Source organism: Amycolatopsis methanolica 239 (assembly GCF_000739085.1).
GTDB classification, from domain to species: Bacteria; Actinomycetota; Actinomycetes; order Mycobacteriales; family Pseudonocardiaceae; genus Amycolatopsis_E; species Amycolatopsis_E methanolica.
In genome coordinates, this window is the sequence record NZ_CP009110.1 from 2,754,850 (window position 1) to 2,773,791 (window position 18,942).

The window sequence follows — 18,942 nt, forward strand, 5'->3', positions numbered from 1 at the left end:
GTGCCGTAGGCAACGTTGCCTCCTGTGGGGACGTGCCGCGCCCAGTCCGGCGCAGTTCGCGTGGAACTATCGGCCACGGGTATGACCGCCGTCACCGTTGTGTTCATAGAGTTCGCGGCGCGACCGGCGTCCCCGGACGGGTGGCCCGGCGGGTGTGCTGGGATGGCGGGGTGCGGATCACGAGCAGGCGCTGGAGCCTCGCGCGGCAGCTGCTCCTGCTGCAGGTGGCGGGAGTGGCAGTGCTGGTCGCGGTGGGGGCGCTGCTGGCCTACTTCGACGCCGCCCGCGCGGTGGACGCCCGGGCGCAGGACAAGGTGGTCGCCATCGCGAGCACCCTCGCCGACTCGCCGACGGTGCTCTCCGCCTTGAGACTGCCCGCACCGAGCACCGAACTGCAACCCTTCGCCGAGCAGGTGCGGCGCGACACCGGGGTCGACTTCATCACGATCATGGACCCCGGCGGCATCCGCTACACCCACCCGAACCCGGAGCTGATCGGGCAGCGGTTCCTCGGCACGATCGACGTCGCCCGGCAGGGCCGCGTCTACACCGAGACCTACACGGGCACGCTCGGTCCGTCGATGCGCGCGGTGGTGCCGGTGTTCGACCCGGAGCGGCGCGTGGTCGCGCTGGTGTCGGCGGGCATCAAGGTCGACGCCATCTCGGCCGCCCTGGCGCAGCGGATCTGGACGCTCGCCGCGGTGGCCGGGGCCGCCCTGGTGGTGGGTGTCGCGGGCAGCTACCTGGTCAGCAGCAGGCTGCGGCGGCAGACCCGCGGTCTCGCCCCGGCCGAGCTGAGCAGCATCTTCGCCTACTACGAGGCGACCCTGCACGCGGTGCGCGAGGGGCTCGTGCTGGTCGGCGCGGACGAGCGGGTGGTGCTGTGCAACGACGCCGCCCGCGACCTGCTCGGGCTCGGCGCCGACCCGACCGGCAGGGCGGTCACCGAGCTGGGTCTGCCGCCGAGCCTGGTCGGGGCGCTGCGCGGCCAGGAGCCCCGGCGCGACGAGATCCACCTGACCGACGTGCGGGTGCTGGTGGTGAGCACTGCGCCGGTGCGGTCCCGCGCCCGCGCGAAGGACCACGGCACCGTCGTCACCCTGCGCGACCACACCGACCTGCAGCTGCTCACCGGCGAGCTGACCACCGCGCGCGGGCTCGCCGAGTCGCTGCGGTCGCAGGCGCACGAGGCGGCCAACCGCCTGCACACGGTGGTGTCCCTGGTGGAGATGGGCCGCACGCAGGAGGCGATCGAGTTCGCCACTGCGGAGCTGGAGATCGCGCAGCGGCTCACCGACCAGGTGGTCGGCGCGGTGTCCGAACCGGTGCTGGCCGCGCTGCTGCTCGGCAAGACCGCCGAGGCCAGCGAGCGTGGCGCCGAACTGGTGCTGACCGACGACACCGCCATCGAGGACACCGACACCGGCATCGAGCCGCGTGACCTGATCACCGTGCTGGGCAACCTGATCGACAACGCGATCGACGCGGCCATCGAGGCCGCGGGCGAGCGACCGGAGCGGCCGCGGGTCACGGTGACCGCGAAGATCGAGGGGGAGGAGCTGCTGTTGCGGGTCGCCGACAATGGCCGGGGCGTGCCGGACGAGGCGCGGCGGCGCGTGTTCGAGCGCGGCTGGACGACCAAACCGGACGGTCACGGGCTCGGCCTGGCGCTGGTCGGGCAGGTGGTGCGGCGCAACGGCGGACGGGTGGACGTGGCATCCGGGGAGGGCGCGGTGTTCACCGTGCGGCTGCCGGTGCGGCAGGAGGTGCCGCGGTGATCCGGGTGCTCGTGGTCGAGGACGACCCGGTGGCCGCCGAAGCGCACCGGACCTACGTGGAACGGGTCGCCGGGTTCACCGTCGCCGCGGTCGTCCACTCCGGCGCGGAGGCGCTGCGGTTCTTCGAGCGCGACACCGCCGACCTGGTGCTGCTCGACTTCTACCTGCCCGACACGCACGGTCTCGCGGTGTGCCGGGCGTTGCGGGCGGCCGGCAACCTGGTGGACGTCATCGCGGTGACCTCGGCGCGGGACCTGGCGGTGGTGAAGGCCGCGGTGTCGGTGGGGATCGTGCAGTACCTCATCAAGCCGTTCACCTTCGCCTTGCTGCGGGACAAGCTCGACCGGTACGCGAAGTTCCGGGAAAGTTTCGGTGAAGCGGGCGAGGTCGGACAGTCCGAGGTGGACCGGGCGTTCGCGGCGCTGCGCTCGCCGGTGGCGACGGCCCTGCCCAAGGGGATGAGCGGGCAGACCCTGGACGCGGTGGTCTCGGCGCTGCGGGACGAACCGGACGGGCTGTCCGCGGGCGCGGCCGCCACCGCGACCGGGGTGTCCAGGGTGACCGCGCGGCGGTACCTGGAATACCTGGCGGACAACGGACTCGCCCGACGAGAGCCGCGATACGGACAGGTCGGGCGGCCGGAGGTTTGGTACCGGGCTGTGAAGTGAAGGACGCTACGATCCGCGGCATGAGCCAGCCTTACCAGCAGCAGCCCCGGTTCCCGATCCTGCTGTCCACTATGAATGATTTGCCCGGCTACCGGGTCGTGCGGGTGTACGGCGAGGTGTTCGGGCTGACGGTGCGCAGCCGGAACATGTTCTCCAACCTCGGCGCCGGCTTCAAGGCGATGGCGGGCGGCGAGCTGAAGGGCCTGTCGAAGCTGCTGTCCGATTCGCGGTACGAGGCGCTGGGGCGGCTCTGCCAGGAGGCGATGGCCTTCGGGGCGAATGCGGTGCTGAGCATGCGCTTCGACTGCAACGAGATCGCCCAGACCGCGAGCGAGATCGCCGCCTACGGCACGGCGGTGTACGTGGTGCCCGACGGCACGGACCCGAACGCGCAGCAGGCCGCGCAGCAGCAGTACCAGCAGCAGCCGCAGGCACAGGGTCAGCAGGCGCAGGGTCAGCAGGGACAGGGTCAGTTCCAGCAGGGCTTCGCGCCGCAGCAGTGACCCCGGGCGCCGGCCCGGCCGTCATCGCGGCCGGCCCGGCACGCCCGGCCGCCGCTGCCACGGGCGCGGCCCGTCGAGTGGCCGGTACTCCACGCCGAGGGCGTCCAGCCGCGGCAGGTGATGCTCGGCCAGTCGCCTGTGGAACTCCGCGTGGTCGCGGCCGGGCGGGGCTCCACACGACCTCGGCGAAGGCGCACAACCGCGGGAACGTCCCGTAGTCGACCCGCCGCACCGAGTCCAGGTGCTCGGTCCAGACCTGCGCCTGCGCCCCGAGCACCCCGGGCGGCGGCTCCCAGCGGTGGACGTCGGCCAGGGTGCGCACGAACCCGACGGGGACGGGCTCGTCGTCGCCGTCGGCCTGCCGGTGGTCGAGGTACACCGCCTGCTCCGGGCACGCGACGACCTGGCACCCGGCTTCGATCGCCCGCGCCGCCTGGGTTTCGTCGCGCCACGCGCCGATCACGGTGCCGGCGGGCAGGGCGGTCCCGGTGTCCAGCACCTCGTCCCAGGCGTGCGCCCGCCGCCCGCGCGCGTGCAGGTGCTCGATCATCCGCGCGGTGAACTTGCCGTGCTCGGGTGTGGCGCCCGGCGCCTCGTCGCCGCCGACGCCGATCACCTCGGACGGGGAGATGTCGAGCACCTCGTCGAACACCGCGCGGAAGAGCTCCACTGTGGACTCCGACGCGTCCAGCAGGTCGGTGCTGACGCCCCAGGCAGCGTGACCTGCTGGTGGGCGACCAGTTTCCCCGCGTCCAGCCGGTAGACGTACACCGAGTCCGTGCCCAGGTCCACGGCCAGCACCCACCGGCCGGACGGATCGGGCAGGACCTGGTGCGCGTGCGGTTGCGCGCCCGTGTGCCGCACCAGGTCCGTGGTCTCGTCGAGCGCGCCGTCGCGCCGGATCGGGTGCACCACCAGCGATCCCGACGTGTAGTTCGCCGTCAGCAGGTGCCGCCCGGCCACCGACAGGTGCGTCGGACCGGCCCCCAGCGTCGAACGGCTGCCGAGCACCGCCGGCTTCAGCGGATCCCGCACGTCGACCGCGGTGACCGTGCCCTCCTCGGTCTCGTTGGTCGCGTACAGCAACTTCCGGTCGGCCGACAACGCCAACCACGACGCGGCGGGCACACCCGGCACGGTGAACCCGCGCCGCAGGCCCGCATGGCCGGCCAGCGCTATGTCCAGGCCGGCGGCGTAACCGCCCACGAACGCCAGGCGCGGCGGCGACGAGGGGACAGGCGCCGGAACCGCCAGCAGGCCGGTGGCGCCGAGAACCGTGCGGCGGCGGAGGTCCGGCACGGCACTCCTCCTACACGATCGCCATCAGGATCGCGGACATCGCGAACCCCGACACGGACAGGATGGTCTCCAGGACGGTCCAGGTCTTGAGCGTTTCCCCGACGGTCAGCCCGAAGTACCGCGACACGATCCAGAACCCGCCGTCGTTGACGTGCGAGGCGATGATCGACCCGGCGGCGATCGCGACCACGATCAGCGCCAGCTGCGCCTGCGAGTACCCGGCATCGGCCAGGCTCGGCGCGATGATGCCGCCGGTGGTCACGATCGCGACCGTCGCCGAACCCTGCGCGAGCCGCAGCCCGCAGCTGATCACGTAGGCGGCCGCGATCACCGGCAGGCCACCGGCCTGCAGCGAGTCGGCCACCGCCTTGCCGATCCCGGTCGCCGACAGCACCGCGCCGAAGAACGCGCCCGCGCCCACCACCAGCAGCAGCATCGCCACCGGGCGCAGCGCGGCGGCCGACAGCGCGGACAGCTCCTTGCCGGTCATCCCGCGGCGCGTGCCCAGCAGCCAGGACGCGAGCAGCACGGCGATCGTGAGCGCCACCGCCGGCGTGCCGACGAACGCCGCCACCCCCGCGGCCGCGGAGTTCTTCGGCAGCCAGATGCTGCCGAACGTGCCGGCCAGGATCAGCACCAGCGGCACCGCGATGATGGCCGACACCAGCCCCAGTGACGGCCCGGATTCGTCCTCGCCGTCGTCGTCGACGATCATCTCGGTGGGCACCTCGATGTTCATCCGCTTGCCGATCCACGACGGGAACACCACGCCGGCGAGGAACCACGCGGGCAGGCCGCACACCGCGCCCATCAGGATGATCCAGCCGAGGTCGACGTGCAGCAGCCCGGCCGCGGCCACCGGGCCCGGGTGCGGCGGGATGAACGCGTGCGTCATGGACAGCCCGGCCAGCAGCGGCAGGCAGTACAGCAGCAGCGACCGGCCGCCCTGGCGTGCGGCGACGTACACCAGCGGCGCCAGCACGAAGATACCGATGTCGAAGAACACCGGGACCCCGAAGATCAGGCCGGCCAGGCCCATCGCCAGCGGCGCGCGCTTCTCGCCGAAGGCCCGCAGCAGCGCGCCGGTGAGCACCCGCGCCCCGCCGGACTTCTCCAGGATCGCGCCGAGCAGCGTGCCGAGCCCGATGATCGCGGCGATGTGGCCGAGGATCCCGCCGAAACCCTTTTCCAGCAACGAGTCCGACGTCTTCTGCGCGGTGCCGACGATCGTGCCGACCGGCAGCCCGGCCGCCAGCGCGGTGAGCAGCCCGACGATGATCAGGGCGATGAACGGTTCGGTCTTGAACCGGATGATCATGACCAGCAGGACGGCGATCGACACCGCCGCGAGCGTGAGCAGCCCCCCGGTGGAGTGCTGCAGCCAGTCGATCAAGCGGACCTCCTGAGGGAACGGCCGGCGAGCGCGCCGGTGGGCCTGCCGTCGTCGATGGCCGCGACGCCGTTGACGAAGACGTAGGGGATGCCCGCGGCCTGCTGCCGCGGGGCGCCGAAGGTGGCCGTGTCGGCCACGGTGTCCGGGTCGAACAGCACCAGGTCGGCGGCGTACCCCGGCTTCACCAGCCCGCGGTCGGTCAGCCGCAGCCGTCGCGCGGCCCGCCCGGTCAGGTGCGCGACGCAGTCGGCGAGGTCGAGCACGCGGAGTTCCCGCACGTACCGGGCGAGGTAGCGGGGGAAGGTGCCCCAGGCCCGCGGGTGCGGCCGGTCGCCGACCAGCAGGCCGTCGCTGCCGCCGGTGTGCGTGCGGTGCCGCATGATCGCCTGCACGTTCTCCTCGTGCCCGACGTGCATCAGGCACGAGGTGCCGAGCCGTTCGGAGACCAGCACCTCGAAGTACAGCCGCGCGGCGGGCACCCCGGCGCGGCGGGCGGACTCGGCGACCGAAAGCCCGACCAGGTGGGCGTTCTCGGCCTTGCGCACGCCGTTGATCTCGATGCACTCCCAGTCGATCGGCACGCCGTGCGCGCCGTCGGAACCGGTTTCCTCGATCTCGGCGCGGATTCGCTCCCGCGTCTCCGGATCGGCGAGCCGCGCGAGTGTCGCGTCGATCCCGCCCTCGGCCGCCCAGCTCGGTAGCAGCGCGGACAGGTAGGTCGCGCCGGGCAGGTACGGGTAGGTGTCGAGGGTGATGTCGACGCCGTCGTCGAGCGCGGCGTCCAGCAGCCGCAGCAGATCCGGCGCCCGGCCCTTGTTGACGGAGAAGTTCATGGTGGCATGCGCCAGGTGCAGCGGGCACTTCGCGCGGCGGCACACCTCGACCATCTCCGCGAACGCCTCCAGCGCGCCCTTGCCGTAGCTGCGGTGGTGCGGGCTGTAGTAGCCGCCGCGCGCGCCGACCACCTCGCACAGCGCGACCAGTTCGTCGTCACTGGCGTACATGCCCGGGGTGTAGGTCAGGCCCGAGGACATGCCGACCGCGCCCTCGTCCAGGCCCGTCGCGATCAGCTCGCGCATCCGGTCCAGTTCGGACTCTGTGGCCGGCCGGTCGTCGAACCCGACGGCCAGCATCCGGACGGTGCCCTGCGGCACCAGGTAGGCCGCGTTGACGGCGACGCCGCGGTCGAGCCGGTCCAGGTACTCGCCGACCGAGCGCCAGTTCCAGTCGAACCCGGGCGGGTCGTCGTTCCAGCCGGCGAGCTGCTCGCGCAGCGCGGCCAGCGTGGCGTCGTCGACCGGGGCGTAGGACAGCCCGTCCTGGCCGAGCACCTCGGTGGTCACGCCCTGGGACACCTTCGCGAGGTGGTCCGGCGCGGCGAGCAGCTGCAGGTCGGAGTGCGAGTGCATGTCGACGAAACCGGGCGCGAGCACCAGCCCGTCCGCGTCGATCACCCGCGTGCCCGTCAGGCCTGGGCCGATGTCCGCGATCCGGCCGCTATCGACGCCGACGTCGGCCCGGAACAGGGTGGCGCCGGTGCCGTCGGCGATCCGCGCGCCACGCAGAACGAGGTCCATTGTGGACTCCTAGAAGTAGGTGCGGACGAAGTCGACGACGGTGTCGCCGTCGACCACCGGCAGCAGCTGCCACTTGTCGAACACGGTGCACGGGTGGGACAGGCCGAGCCCGACCCAGTCGCCGACCCGCAGCGGCGAATCCGGTGGCAGCGCGACGAAGGCGTGCTGGTCGTTGAGCGCGGTGACGGTGTGGCCGGCCAGCTTCGCCGCCGGTTCGCCGGGACGCCGGTGCCACTGCGGCTTGGGCAGGCCCTCGTCGAAGGAGGCGTCCCGCTTGCCCAGGGTCAGCAGGGCGAGGTCGTCCGTCGGACGCGAGGTGACCTGGGCCCAGGCGCGCAGCGCGGAGCGCAACTGCGGGGTCCCGTCGATGCGCGGCTGCTCGCCGAGCGGGGAGATGCCGCGGTAGAAGCCGTCGTCGTGGGTCAGGTACGCGCCGCTGCGCAGGACCGGCACCACCGGCAGGCCGTCCCAGTCCCCGGTGAGCGCGGCGGCGACCTGGTCGAAGTAGGCGCTGCCGCCTGCCGTGACGATCACCTGGTCCAGCCCGGCGAACAGGCCGCGCCGGCCGATCGCGACGGTGAGCTCGCGCAGGCGCCCGAGGTAGGTGTCGACCGTTCGCCGCGACTCCGGACCCGGGTCGTGGGCCAGCGCGCCCTCGTAGCCGCCGGTGCCTGCCAGCCGCAGGGCCGGGCTCGCGTGCGCGGCTTCGGCGATCGCCAGCGCCGTGTCCAGGTCCCGCGCACCGGTGCGCCCGTCGTCGCCGCCCAGCTCGACCAGCACGTCGACCTGGCGGCGCCTCCCGCGCAGCGCCTCGGTCATCAGGTCGACCGACGCGACCGAGTCGACCCAGCAGCTGAACTCGAACTCCGGGTGCGCGTCCAGTTCCGCGCCGAGCCAGCGCAGCGCGGCGGGGTCGACGAGCTGGTTGGCCAGCAGGACCCGGGACACGCCGAAGGCGCGGTAGATCCGCAGCTGGCTCGCGTTGGCGGCGGTGAGGCCCCACGCGCCGTGCTCCGCCTGCCGCGCGAACAGCTGCGGCGCCATCGTGGTCTTGCCGTGCGGCGCGAGCCGGACGCCGGCCTGGGCGCACCACTCCGCCATGGTCCGCAGGTTGTGCTCCATCGCGTCCGCCTCCAGCACCACCACCGGCCCGACGAAACCGCCGCTGAACAGGCCGGGCCGGCGCGCGGCGGCCTCGGCGAGGGTGAGCCCCCAGAGGTCGGCGGGGAGGGATTTGAACCGCCAGTCGAGCCGTTCGCCCGCGATCGCCGCCAGCGCGGCCGGGTCGAGGGTGCAGTCGGAGGAAGCCATTCGAACTCCGTTGCGTGTTGTGCAACGCACGTTGCGCAAAATGAATGCGATAGGTGTAGCATCCGGTTCGTGGCAGGTCAATGGAGCGAACGTGAGCCAGAGTCTTGATCGCGGGCTGAGCCTGCTGACCGCGCTCGCCGGCGGCGCGAGCACCCTGGACGAGCTCGCCGACGCGCTCGGCGTGCACAAGTCGACGGTGCTGCGGCTGCTGCGCACCCTGGAGGCGCAGCACTTCGTGCAGCGCGAGGGCGCGCGGCACTACCGGCTCGGCAGCGCCCTGTTCGACCTGGCCAACCGCGCGCTGGAGGGCCGGGACGTGCGGCGCGAGTCCGCGCCCGCGCTGGCCGCGCTCAACGACCGCACCGGGCACACCGTGCACCTGGCCACCTACGAGGACGGCGAGGTCGTCTACGTCGACAAGTACGAGGGCAGGCATAGCGTGCGGATGTACTCGCGCGTGGGCAAGCGCGCGCCGCTGCACTGCACGGCGGTCGGCAAGGTCCTGGTGGCCGCACTGCCGGAGGCCCAGCGGTTGAAGGTCGCGCGCGGCCTGGACTACCCGCGGCTGACCGCGAACACGATCACCACGGCCGAGGAGTACCTGGCCGAGCTCGCGCGGGTCGCGGAGCGCGGGTACGCGGTGGACAACGCCGAGCACGAGGACTTCATCCACTGCGTGGCCGCGCCGGTGCGCGGCCCGGGCGGGGCGGTGCTCGCGGCGGTGTCCCTGTCGGTGCCGAAGGTGCTGCTGGACTACGACGGCCTGCTGGCGCTGTTGCCGGACCTGCGGGCCGCCGCCGAGGACGCGTCCACCCACAACGGGTGGACCCGATGAGGAAGGAACCCCTACATGGCGAAGGTCGCGATCACCACGGAGAACGCCCCCAAGGCCGCGGCGAACTACTCACCGGCGGTGCGCAAGGGCAACATCCTCCAGCTGGCCGGGCAGGTCGCGTTCGACCCGAAGACCGGTGAGGTCGTCGGCGACTCCGTGGGTGAGCAGACGCGCCAGGTGTTCCGGAACCTGGAGGCGGTGCTCACCGAGGCCGGCGCCGGCTGGGAGGACGTCGTGATGGTCCGCGCGTACCTCACGGACACCGGCCACTTCGCCGAGTTCAACGAGGTCTACAACCAGCTCATCCCCGAGCCGTACCCGGCCCGCACCACGGTGTACGTCGGGCTGCCGAAGGGGCTGCTGGTGGAGATCGACCTGCTGGCAGTGGTGGACTGATTTCCCGGCCGCTTCGAGGCCGATGTGAAAACGACCGGCAGGGAGTCCCTGCCGGTCGTTTCCGCCGACGTCGTCGTTCTGCGGGCCGTCTCGTCAGTGGACGGGGCCGGTGTACTTCTCGCCCGGGCCCTCGCCCGGCGCGTCCGGCACGGCCGAGGCCTCCCGGAACGCCTTCTGCAGCGACTGCAGCCCGTCCCGCAGGGGAGCGGCGTGCACGCCGAGGTATTCGGCCGAGGCGGTGACCAGGCCGGCCAGCGCGGTGATCAGCCTGCGGGCCTCGTCGAGGTCGCGGTGCGGGCTGGTGTCCGGGTCCTCGTCGGCGAGCCCGAGCCGCTCGGCCGCCGCGGACAGCAGCATCACCGCGGCCCTGCTGATGACCTCGACGCTGGGGATGTCCTGCAGGTCGCGGACGGGCGGGGAAATATCGCCCGGGTCGGGCGCGTTGGAACCATCGTCAAGCACGTCTGGTACCCTTCCACGTGCGACCAGTCCCCGAGGAATCGGGGGCGGCAAGTGGAGCCCCGCTCCCACCCGAGTCGCCGCACGAGGCGGCCGGGTCCGGTCCCGCCCATGGGCATTGTCTGTGGGCGGCGGAACGTTCGTCGTAGCCGTCGGACGTGATCGGAAAGCAGGGCCCCGCATCCCGGCCGAGAGGTCAGGGACGGGGCCCGTGGTATGTGGGCACCAGGTCGAGCAGGCTAGACAACACACCTCGGACCAAGGAGGCCACATCAGCGCCGAGACACGCATCAACGAACGCATCCGCGTTCCCGAGGTCCGGCTCGTCGGACCGAACGGCGAACAGGTCGGCATCGTCCGGATCGAGGATGCGCTCAGGCTCGCCCAGGAAGCGGATCTCGACCTCGTCGAGGTCGCCCCGCAGGCGCGCCCGCCGGTCTGCAAGCTCATGGACTTCGGCAAGTTCAAGTACGAGAGCGCGCAGAAGGCCCGCGAGTCACGCCGTAACCAGCAGCTCACCGTCATCAAAGAGCAGAAGCTGCGCCCGAAGATCGACCAGCACGACTACGAGACGAAGAAGGGGCACGTGTCCCGCTTCCTCGCCGCGGGGAACAAGGTCAAGGTGACCATCATGTTCCGCGGTCGTGAGCAGTCGAGGCCGGAGCTGGGTTTCCGGCTGCTGCAGAAGCTCTCCGAGGACGTGGCCGAGCTCGGTTACGTGGAGGCGTCCCCGAAGCAGGACGGCCGCAACATGATCATGGTGCTGGCTCCGCACAAGAACGCCAAGCCCAAGCAGAAGGCCGCCAAGGAACCCGTCGACTCCTGACGGGCGCCGCGACCGACGCAGTTCGCAGCACACCGGATCTCCGGTGTGCTGCACCATGAAAGAGAGCACTCAATGCCGAAGATGAAGACGCACAGCGGGACCTCGAAGCGGATTCGGGTCACCGGCAGCGGCAAGCTTCGCCGCCAGAAGGCCGGCCGTCGCCACCTGATGGAGAAGAAGTCGAGCCGCGTCACCCGCCGCCTGGAGGGCACCGGCGAGGTCGCCAAGAACGACGTCAGCCGGGTCAAGCGGCTCCTCGGCCGCTGACGCCTCTCCTCTTCCGCCGTAAACCCCCCGGGGCGCCGACCGCGCCCCCTGAGATCGACAGGACGGACCCGTGGCACGCGTCAAGCGGGCGGTCAACGCCCAGAAGAAGCGTCGCGCAACTCTCGAACTGGCCAGCGGTTACCGCGGCCAGCGCTCGCGGCTGTACCGCAAGGCGAAGGAGCAGATGCTCCACTCGCTCAACTACGCCTACCGGGACCGCCGTGCCCGCAAGGGTGACTTCCGCCAGCTGTGGATCACCCGCATCAACGCGGCCGCCCGCCAGAACGGCGTGACCTACAACCGCTTCATCCAGGGCCTCAAGGCCGCTGGTGTCGAGGTCGACCGCAAGATCCTCGCCGACCTCGCCGTCAACGACCCCGCGGCGTTCACCGCGCTGGCCGAGCTGGCGAAGCAGAACGTGACGACCGGGCCGAGCGACGAGAAGAAGTCGGCCTGAGCGAGCACACCGATCTGACCAGGCCCGGGGCGGCTCCGTTCACCGAACGGACCCCCCGGGTCGTTGCTGCGCGGCGCCTCACGCGCCGCGCCGAGCGCGACAAGACCGGCCGGTTCCTCGCCGAAGGCGCCAACGCCGTCGGCGCGGCACTGGCCCGCGATCCCGGCGCGGTGCACGAGCTGTTCGTCACCGACCGCGCCGCGCAGGCACACCCGGACCTGGTCAACGCCGCGGCCGAAGCGGGCGTGCGGGTCTCGCCGATCACCGACCGCGCCGCGGCCGGGTTGTCGGAAACCGTGACGCCGCAAGGGATCGTCGCCGTCTGCGCACTGCTCGACCGGCCCCTCGATGGACTGCTCGGCAGCACCGCCCGGCTGGTCGCCGTGCTCGACGGTGTGGCCGATCCCGGCAATGCGGGCACCGTCATCCGGGTCGCCGACGCGGCGGGCGCCGACGCGGTCATCCTCACCGGCGACAGCGTCGACCCGCACAACGGCAAATGCGTCCGCGCCTCCGCGGGCAGTCTCTTCCACCTCCCTCTCGCGCGGGTGCGCGACACCGCCACGGCGCTCGCCGCCTGCCGCGAGGCCGGGCTGTGCCTGCTCGGCGCCCACGGCTACGCCGAGACCGAGCTGGGATCGGTCGACGCCGCCGCGCCCACCGCCTGGGTCTTCGGCAACGAGGCCCACGGGCTCTCGCCCGAGGTCCTCGCCGCCGTCGACCTGCCCGTGCGGATTCCGCTCTACGGCGCGGCTGAGAGCCTCAACCTGGCCACGGCGGCCGCCGTGTGCCTCTACACCAGCGCGATGGCGGCCCGTCGTCCGGCCGGGTGACGCGCCGGTCCCGGATCGCGATCGCCTAGAATCCACCGGTAATCGTCACGTGTGCGTGTCGCACGGCGGATCCCGTCCAGCGGACACCGAGGAGTTATGTCCGGAGCCACCGAGAAGCAGGACCCGACCCCGGCCGAGGCCACCTCGCCCGAGACCCTGGGGGCGGCGGTGAAGCATGCCGAGGCCGAGTTCCAGGCCGCAGGCGATCTGGACGCCCTGGCCGCGGTGAAGCCGGCCCACCTGGGTGACCACTCGCCGCTGATGCTCGCCCGCCGCGCCATCGGTTCCCTGTCCAAGCAGGAGAAGGCCGAGGTCGGCAAGCGGGTCAACGAGGCGCGCCAGGCCATCCAGGGCGCGTTCGACGCCCGGCGGGCCACGCTGCTGGCCGAGCGGGACGAGCGCGTCCTGCGCGAGGAGGCCGTCGACGTCACGCTGCCGTGGGACCGGATCCCGCGCGGCGCCCGGCACCCGCTCACGACGGTGAGCGAGCGGATCGCCGACGTCTTCGTCGCCATGGGCTGGGAGGTCGCCGAGGGGCCCGAGCTGGAAGCCGAGTGGTTCAACTTCGACGCCCTCAACTTCGCCAAGGACCACCCCGCCCGGCAGATGCAGGACACCTTCTACGCCGGTGAGCCGGGCTCCGGCCTGGTGCTGCGCACGCACACCTCGCCGGTGCAGGCCCGCACGCTGCTGCACCGCGACCTGCCGGTGTACGTAGTCTGCCCCGGCCGCACCTACCGGACCGACGAGCTGGACGCGACCCACACGCCGGTGTTCTCGCAGGTCGAGGGCCTCGCGGTGGACAAGGGCATCACCATGGCGCACCTCAAGGGCACCCTGGACGCCTTCGCCCGCGCCATGTTCGGCGAGAGGTCCAGGACCCGGCTGCGCCCGCACTTCTTTCCGTTCACCGAGCCCTCCGCCGAGGTCGACGTCTGGTTCGAGGAGAAGGCGGGCGGCCCCGGCTGGGTCGAGTGGGGTGGTTGCGGCATGGTGCACCCGAACGTGCTGCGTGCCTGCGGCGTCGACCCGGAGGTCTACTCCGGCTTCGCGTTCGGCATGGGCATCGAGCGGACCCTGCAGTTCCGCAACGGCATCCCCGACATGCGCGACATCGTCGAGGGCGATGTCCGCTTCACCCTTCCCTTCGGAACGGAGGCCTAAGTGCGAGTCCCCGTCAGCTGGCTGCTCGAGCATCTGGATGCCGGCGAGGTCGGACCGCAGGAGCTGGCCGAGGCCTTCGTCCGCATCGGCATCGAGGTCGACGAGGTCCGGCCGCTGGACCAGGTCACCGGGCCGCTGGTGGTCGGCCGCGTCGCCGAGATCGAGGAGCTGACCGGCTTCAAGAAGCCGATCCGGTTCTGCCGGGTCGATGTCGGCGAGGAGGCATCCGAGGACGAGCCCGCCGACGACGAGGGCCCGTCCGGCATCCGCACCCGCGGCATCGTCTGCGGCGCCACCAACTTCGCTGAGGGCGACCTGGTCGTCGTGGCGCTGCCCGGCACCGTGCTGCCTGGACCGTTCGAGATCGGCTCGCGCAAGACCTACGGCCGCGTCAGCGACGGCATGATCTGCTCGGCCCGCGAGCTGGGCCTGGGCGATGACCACACCGGCATCCTGGTGCTCCCGCCGTCGACGGCCAGCCCCGGCGACTCCGGCCACGAGGTGCTCGGCCTCGGCGACACCGTCCTGGAGCTGACGCCGACCCCCGACCGCGGCTACGCCCTGTCGGTCCGCGGGCTGGCGCGCGAGCTGGCCGCCGCGCTGGACGTGCCCTTCGGCGACCCGGCCGCGCTCGAACTGCCCCCGGCCGAGGGCGAGGCGTGGCCGGTCGAGATCGAGGACCCCACCGGCTGTGACCGGTTCGTGGTGCGCCGGGTGACCAGCCTGGACGCCGGCGCCCCGACCCCGTGGTGGATGCGCCGCCGCCTGCTGCTCGCCGGGATCCGGTCGATCTCGCTGGCCGTGGACGTCACCAACTACGTCATGCTCGAGCTGGGCCAGCCGCTGCACGCGTGGGACACCGCGTCGCTGCAGGGCGGTCTGGTCGTCCGCCGCGCGAAGCCGGGGGAGAAGCTCACCACCCTCGACGACGTGGAGCGCACGCTCGACGCCGACGACGTCGTGATCGCCGACGAGCGCGGCCCGGTGTCGCTGGCGGGCACGATGGGCGGCGCGAGCACCGAGATCAGCACCGAGAGCACCGACGTCCTGATCGAGGGTGCCCACTGGGACCCGCCGTCGATCAGCCGCACCGCGCGGCGCCACAAGCTGTTCTCCGAGGCCGCGAAGCGGTTTGAGCGGTTCACCGACCCGCAGGTCTGCGCGGCCGCGGTGGAGCGGGCCTCCCGCCTTCTGCGCACCTACGGCGACGGCAGCATCCAGCCCGGCCGCACCGACGTCGGCTCCGTCGAACCGCCGTCGCCCATCACGATGCCGATCAGCCTGCCCGACCAGATCGCCGGTGTGCGCTACGAGCGTGGCGTCACCGTCCGGCGGCTGAACCAGGTCGGCTGCAAGGTCACGGTCGGCGCGGGCGACGACGGTGTCGCGACGGTGACCGCGACGCCGCCGAGCTGGCGTGGCGACCTGAAGCAGCCGGCCGACCTCGTCGAGGAGGTGCTGCGGCTCGAGGGTTACGACAGCATCCCGTCGGTGCTGCCCGCTGCCCCGGCAGGCACCGGTCTGACCGCCGCGCAGCGCCGCCGTCGCACCGTGTCGCGTGCGCTGGCCGAGGCGGGTTACGTCGAGGTCCAGCCGTTCCCGTTCGTGGGCGAGACGGTGTGGGACGCGTTCGGCCTGCCCGCCGACGACGTGCGCCGCAAGACGGTGCAGGTGCAGAACCCGCTGGAGGCGGACAAGGACCGGCTGGCGACGACCCTGCTGCCCGGTCTGCTGGAGACGTTGCAGCGCAACGCTTCCCGCGGCTTCAAGGACCTCGCGTTGTTCCACATCGGACAGGTCGTGCTGCCCGGCGCGAGCCCCGTGCCGATGCCGGAGCTCGGGGTCGGCGGTCGCCCGTCGGACGAGGACCTGGCGCAGCTGGAGGCGGCGGTGCCCGCCCAGCCGCAGCATGTCGCCGTCGTGCTGGCCGGCCAGCGCGAGCAGGCCGGCTGGTGGGGCAAGGGCGAGCAGGCCGGGTGGGCCGACGCCGTCCAGGCCGCGCGCCTTGTCGGCCAGGCCGCCGGTGTCGAGCTGCGGGTGCGCAACGCCGAGCTCGCGCCGTGGCACCCCGGCCGCTGCGCGGAGCTGCTCGTCGGCGACTGGCCGGTGGGGCACGCCGGTGAGCTGCACCCCAAGGTGATCGAGGCGCTCGGCCTGCCCAAGCGGACCGTGGCGATGGAACTGGACCTGGACGCGATCCCGCTGCGGGACCGCAGGCCGGCCCCGGTGATCTCGCCGTACCCGCCGGTGCTGCTCGACGTCGCGCTGGTGGTGGACGCGAAGGTGCCCGCCGCGGATCTCGCCGAGGCCCTGGTGGCCGGCGGCGGCGACCTGCTCGAGGACACCTCGCTGTTCGACGTCTACACCGGCGACCAGGTCGGCGAGGGCAAGCGGTCGCTGGCCTACAAGCTGCGCTTCCGCGCCCCGGACCGCACGCTCACCGTGGAGGAGGCGACGCAGGCGCGCGACGCCGCCGTCGCCGAAGCGGCCTCGCGCTACGGCGCGGAGCTGCGCGCCTAGGGCTGTCCACCGCCGAGGTGTTTGAGCGCTTCCCGCACTGACAACGGCGACAGTGCGGGATGCGCCTCGACGAAGGCGCGCACCCAGTCCGGCTCCGTGCGCGCGTAGTCGCGCAACGCCCAGCCGATTCCCTTGCGCAGGAAGAAGTCCTGGTCGTCCTGGTTGGCCTCGATCGCCGCGGTCAACAGGTCGCGGTCGGTGTCCGCCTTGGCGGTCACCTGGCAGATCACCGCCGTCCGGCGCCGCCACCGGTCCTCGTCGTGCGCCCAGCGCCGCAGCACCGGCGTCATCCGCTCGCGGTCGGCCCGCAGGAGCGACCCGACGCGGTGGATGGCGACGTCGTCCACGTAGTCCCACCACGCTCCCGTGACGATCATCTCCTCGTAGAGCGGCATCAGCGAGTGGTCCTGCCACCGTGCATAGGCCCGGTGCCCGGTGAGGTCGATCGCCAGGTAACGCTCCTCCCGGAAGGCGGCCTCCCGCCACAGCGCCAGGACCGCCGCGACGAACGAGTCCCGGTCCGGCAGCGGATGCTCCCCGAACACTCGCCGCGCCAGCTTGACTCGCTCCGGTTTGTACACGCCCCGGAAGTCCATCGCGGATTTCAGGTACCGGCGCATGTGCGCCGCCCGCACCGGATCGGCCAGCTCCGCCAGGCCCGAGCGCGCCGCCTGGACCAGTTCGTCCACTTCGTCCATCCGCGGTTCCTTCCCCGTCGGGTGGCATCGAGGATCCCGCCGCGAGTCGGCTGGCGGAAAGCGCCCTGATCCACGATCTTGTCGTGAGGTTCTGACCGCGCAGTCGACGAGAAGGAGCACTGTGAGCAAGCTCGTGCCCGCGATCCTCGCGGCCGGTGCGCTGGCGAGTTGCCTGGTGGCGGTGCCCGCGGCCGCCGCACCGCCGCCCGCCGAGTTCACGCCTGACCCGATCAGCTGGGGCGCGTGCGGATCGGACGGCCTGGCCCGCGCCGGCGCCGAATGCGGTTTCCTCGACGTGCCGCTGGACTACCGGGATCCCGCCGGCGCGAAGATCTCGCTCGCCGTCTCGCGCGTCCGCCACACGAGCGCCGACTACCAGGGCGTGATGCTCGTCAACCCCGGCGGTCCCGGCGGCTCCGGGCTTGGTCTGTCGGCCATCGGCCGCGCGGTGCCGAAGGACGCGGGAGCGTCCTACGACTGGATCGGCTTCGACCCGCGCGGCGTCGGGGCCAGCAGGCCGGCGCTGTCCTGCGACCCGGAGCACTTCGCCTACCGCCGCCCGGCCTACGTGCCGTCCACACCGGACCTGGAGCGCACCTGGCTGCAGCGCTCCCGCGACTACGCTGCGGCGTGCGAGAAGAACGGCCCGCTGCTGGGGCACCTGCACACCACCGACGTCGCCCAGGACCTCGACAGCCTGCGCAAGGCACTGGGGGCCGAGCAGATCAACTACTACGGCTTCTCCTACGGCACCTACCTCGGCCAGGTGTACGCCTCGCTGTACCCGCAGCGGGTCCGGCGGATGGTGCTGGACAGCAACGTCGACCCGCGCAAGGTGTTCTACCAGGCCAACCTCGACCAGGACGTGGCCTTCGACCGCAACATCAAGATCTACTTCGACTGGATCGCCCGCCACGACGACGTCTACCACCTGGGCACGACGGGCAAGGCCGTCGAGGACCTGTGGTACGCCCAGCAACGTGAGCTGACCCAGGCGCCGGCGGGCGGCGTGATCGGCCCGGCCGAGTGGACCGACATCTTCCTGCAGGCCGGCTACTACCAGTCGACCTGGACGGACCTGGCCGAGGCCTTCGCGGGCTGGGTGCACCGGCGCGACTGGCAGACGCTCAAGACCCGCTACGACAAGACGAACTCGCCCGGCGACGACAACGGGTTCGCCGTCTACAACGCGGTGCAGTGCACCGACGCGCCCTGGCCGCGGAACTGGACCACGTGGAAGGTGGACAACTGGATCACCCACGCGAAGGCGCCGTTCGAGACGTGGGGCAACGCCTGGTACAACGCGCCGTGCCGCACCTGGCCGGTGCCTGCGGGCAAGCCGGCCGACGTCGACGGCCGTGGTGTCGCGGGCGCCCTGCTGATCGGGGAGGAGCTGGATGCGGCGACCCCGTTCGCGGGCAACCTCGAGGTGCGCCGCCGGTTCCCGCGGTCGAGCCTGATCGCGGAGCCGGGCGGCACCACGCACGCCGGCTCGCTATCCGGCAACGCGTGCGTGGACGAGCGGATCGCGGACTACCTCTCCACGGGGGCGTTGCCGCCGCGGCGGAGGGGCGATGGCCCGGACGCCGTCTGTGAGCCATTGCCGGAGCCGGTGCCGGAGGGCGCGTCCGGTGCCCGCGCGGATCGCCGAGGGTTCGGGCAGCCGGGCGAGCTGCGGGACGCGCTGCGTGCCGCGGTGCGTCACTGACCGCCCGTCCACGTGGCCGACGCGGTGCGGTTCGAGGCTGATCATCGGCTCGTCCTCGCCGGCGCGAGCCCGAGGATCGGCTCGGCCACGAGCCCGTACCGCGCCGTGAGCCGCGGGTAGCAGCGCGCGAGCGTGGCGGCGTCGAGCGCGGGCCGCTCGCCAGGCGGCGCCCCTGCAGACCGGCCGCGCCCAGGACGGACGCGAGGGCCTCCCGGCACGCCTCGGCCACCTCGCCGGTCCCGGGCGGGGC

General features: G+C 72.4%; 18 protein-coding genes and 1 pseudogene. 12 read left to right on the forward strand and 7 right to left on the reverse strand.

The window, feature by feature from the left end:
* Window positions 1–170: 170 nt before the first annotated feature.
* The 3 genes from AMETH_RS13255 to AMETH_RS13265 are packed head-to-tail and all read left to right on the forward strand — an operon-like array spanning window position 171 to window position 2,949.
* Window positions 171–1,778 carry an ATP-binding protein gene (locus AMETH_RS13255; protein WP_017981969.1) on the forward strand — a complete coding sequence of 536 codons (1,608 nt, stop codon included), beginning with the start codon at window positions 171–173 and terminating at the stop codon, window positions 1,776–1,778.
* On the forward strand, window positions 1,775–2,446 hold the full coding sequence (locus AMETH_RS13260) for a response regulator (RefSeq protein WP_017981970.1): 672 nt from the start codon (window positions 1,775–1,777) through the stop codon (window positions 2,444–2,446). The genes AMETH_RS13255 and AMETH_RS13260 overlap by 4 nt, the downstream gene beginning before the upstream one ends.
* A gap of 20 nt (window positions 2,447–2,466) precedes the next feature.
* On the forward strand, window positions 2,467–2,949 hold the full coding sequence (locus AMETH_RS13265) for a YbjQ family protein (RefSeq protein WP_038532998.1): 483 nt from the start codon (window positions 2,467–2,469) through the stop codon (window positions 2,947–2,949).
* A gap of 226 nt (window positions 2,950–3,175) precedes the next feature.
* On the opposite strand, the pseudogene AMETH_RS42560 reads toward AMETH_RS13265, so the two are convergent.
* From AMETH_RS42560 to AMETH_RS13285, 5 genes and pseudogenes are all read right to left on the reverse strand, one after another.
* Window positions 3,176–3,499 (reverse strand): annotated as a pseudogene (locus AMETH_RS42560) (family 20 glycosylhydrolase); the annotation flags it as partial.
* Between the two features lie 62 nt (window positions 3,500–3,561).
* On the reverse strand, window positions 3,562–4,248 hold the full coding sequence (locus AMETH_RS13270; protein ID WP_017981972.1) for a lactonase family protein: 687 nt from the start codon (window positions 4,246–4,248) through the stop codon (window positions 3,562–3,564).
* A 10-nt stretch (window positions 4,249–4,258) separates the two neighbouring features.
* Entirely contained in the window at window positions 4,259–5,641 is a 1,383-nt protein-coding gene (locus AMETH_RS13275) for a GntP family permease (RefSeq protein WP_017981973.1), read from the reverse strand.
* Window positions 5,638–7,218, reverse strand: coding sequence for an N-acyl-D-amino-acid deacylase family protein (locus AMETH_RS13280; RefSeq protein WP_017981974.1), 1,581 nt, complete (start codon window positions 7,216–7,218; stop codon window positions 5,638–5,640). The genes AMETH_RS13275 and AMETH_RS13280 overlap by 4 nt, the downstream gene beginning before the upstream one ends.
* A 9-nt stretch (window positions 7,219–7,227) precedes the next feature.
* Window positions 7,228–8,529, reverse strand: coding sequence for an amino acid deaminase (locus AMETH_RS13285; RefSeq protein WP_017981975.1), 1,302 nt, complete (start codon window positions 8,527–8,529; stop codon window positions 7,228–7,230).
* A 91-nt stretch (window positions 8,530–8,620) separates the two neighbouring features.
* Between AMETH_RS13285 and AMETH_RS13290 the strand changes: the two genes are divergently transcribed.
* The gene (locus AMETH_RS13290; RefSeq protein ID WP_017981976.1) at window positions 8,621–9,364 is read left to right on the forward strand and encodes an IclR family transcriptional regulator; all 744 of its coding nucleotides are present in this window, start codon (window positions 8,621–8,623) and stop codon (window positions 9,362–9,364) included.
* A 15-nt stretch (window positions 9,365–9,379) separates the two neighbouring features.
* Window positions 9,380–9,760 carry a RidA family protein gene (locus AMETH_RS13295; RefSeq protein WP_017981977.1) on the forward strand — a complete coding sequence of 127 codons (381 nt, stop codon included), beginning with the start codon at window positions 9,380–9,382 and terminating at the stop codon, window positions 9,758–9,760.
* A 93-nt stretch (window positions 9,761–9,853) separates the two neighbouring features.
* On the opposite strand, the gene AMETH_RS13300 is transcribed toward AMETH_RS13295, so the two are convergent.
* Window positions 9,854–10,222, reverse strand: coding sequence for a DUF1844 domain-containing protein (locus tag AMETH_RS13300; RefSeq protein WP_017981978.1), 369 nt, complete (start codon window positions 10,220–10,222; stop codon window positions 9,854–9,856).
* Window positions 10,223–10,430: 208 nt separating this feature from the next.
* On the opposite strand from AMETH_RS13300, the gene infC reads away from it, so the two are divergent.
* The 6 genes from infC to pheT all read left to right on the forward strand — a co-directional run bounded on the left by infC (window position 10,431) and on the right by pheT (window position 16,286).
* Entirely contained in the window at window positions 10,431–11,045 is a 615-nt protein-coding gene (gene infC / locus AMETH_RS13305; RefSeq protein WP_017981979.1) for a translation initiation factor IF-3, read from the forward strand.
* A 72-nt stretch (window positions 11,046–11,117) separates the two neighbouring features.
* A complete protein-coding gene (gene rpmI, locus AMETH_RS13310) occupies window positions 11,118–11,312 on the forward strand; it encodes a 50S ribosomal protein L35 (RefSeq protein ID WP_017981980.1) in 195 nt (64 codons plus the stop codon).
* Window positions 11,313–11,382: 70 nt separating this feature from the next.
* Window positions 11,383–11,769 carry a 50S ribosomal protein L20 gene (gene rplT / locus AMETH_RS13315; protein ID WP_017981981.1) on the forward strand — a complete coding sequence of 129 codons (387 nt, stop codon included), beginning with the start codon at window positions 11,383–11,385 and terminating at the stop codon, window positions 11,767–11,769.
* A gap of 14 nt (window positions 11,770–11,783) precedes the next feature.
* Window positions 11,784–12,602, forward strand: a complete 819-nt coding sequence (locus tag AMETH_RS13320) for a TrmH family RNA methyltransferase (RefSeq protein WP_081617700.1) — start codon at window positions 11,784–11,786, stop codon at window positions 12,600–12,602.
* A gap of 96 nt (window positions 12,603–12,698) precedes the next feature.
* Window positions 12,699–13,766, forward strand: a complete 1,068-nt coding sequence (gene pheS / locus AMETH_RS13325; RefSeq protein WP_017981983.1) for a phenylalanine--tRNA ligase subunit alpha — start codon at window positions 12,699–12,701, stop codon at window positions 13,764–13,766.
* Complete coding sequence (pheT, locus tag AMETH_RS13330) at window positions 13,767–16,286, forward strand: phenylalanine--tRNA ligase subunit beta (RefSeq protein ID WP_017981984.1); 2,520 nt, start codon at window positions 13,767–13,769, stop codon at window positions 16,284–16,286.
* Here pheT and AMETH_RS13335 read toward each other — a convergent pair.
* Window positions 16,283–16,984 carry a DNA alkylation repair protein gene (locus tag AMETH_RS13335; RefSeq protein WP_017981985.1) on the reverse strand — a complete coding sequence of 234 codons (702 nt, stop codon included), beginning with the start codon at window positions 16,982–16,984 and terminating at the stop codon, window positions 16,283–16,285. The genes pheT and AMETH_RS13335 overlap by 4 nt on opposite strands.
* 121 nt (window positions 16,985–17,105) lie before the next feature.
* Between AMETH_RS13335 and AMETH_RS13340 the strand changes: the two genes are divergently transcribed.
* The gene (locus AMETH_RS13340; RefSeq protein WP_017981986.1) at window positions 17,106–18,692 is read left to right on the forward strand and encodes an alpha/beta hydrolase; all 1,587 of its coding nucleotides are present in this window, start codon (window positions 17,106–17,108) and stop codon (window positions 18,690–18,692) included.
* Window positions 18,693–18,942: the final 250 nt, after the last annotated feature.

Coding starts and splice junctions, on each gene's coding strand:
- AMETH_RS13295 (WP_017981977.1), top strand. CDS start 9,380: ATGGCGAAGGTCGCGATCACCACGGAGAACGCCCCCAAGGCCGCGGCG.
- pheS (WP_017981983.1), top strand. CDS start 12,699: ATGTCCGGAGCCACCGAGAAGCAGGACCCGACCCCGGCCGAGGCCACC.
- AMETH_RS13285 (WP_017981975.1), bottom strand. CDS start 8,529: ATGGCTTCCTCCGACTGCACCCTCGACCCGGCCGCGCTGGCGGCGATC.
- rpmI (WP_017981980.1), top strand. CDS start 11,118: ATGCCGAAGATGAAGACGCACAGCGGGACCTCGAAGCGGATTCGGGTC.
- AMETH_RS13265 (WP_038532998.1), top strand. CDS start 2,467: ATGAGCCAGCCTTACCAGCAGCAGCCCCGGTTCCCGATCCTGCTGTCC.
- AMETH_RS13280 (WP_017981974.1), bottom strand. CDS start 7,218: ATGGACCTCGTTCTGCGTGGCGCGCGGATCGCCGACGGCACCGGCGCC.
- AMETH_RS13335 (WP_017981985.1), bottom strand. CDS start 16,984: ATGGACGAAGTGGACGAACTGGTCCAGGCGGCGCGCTCGGGCCTGGCG.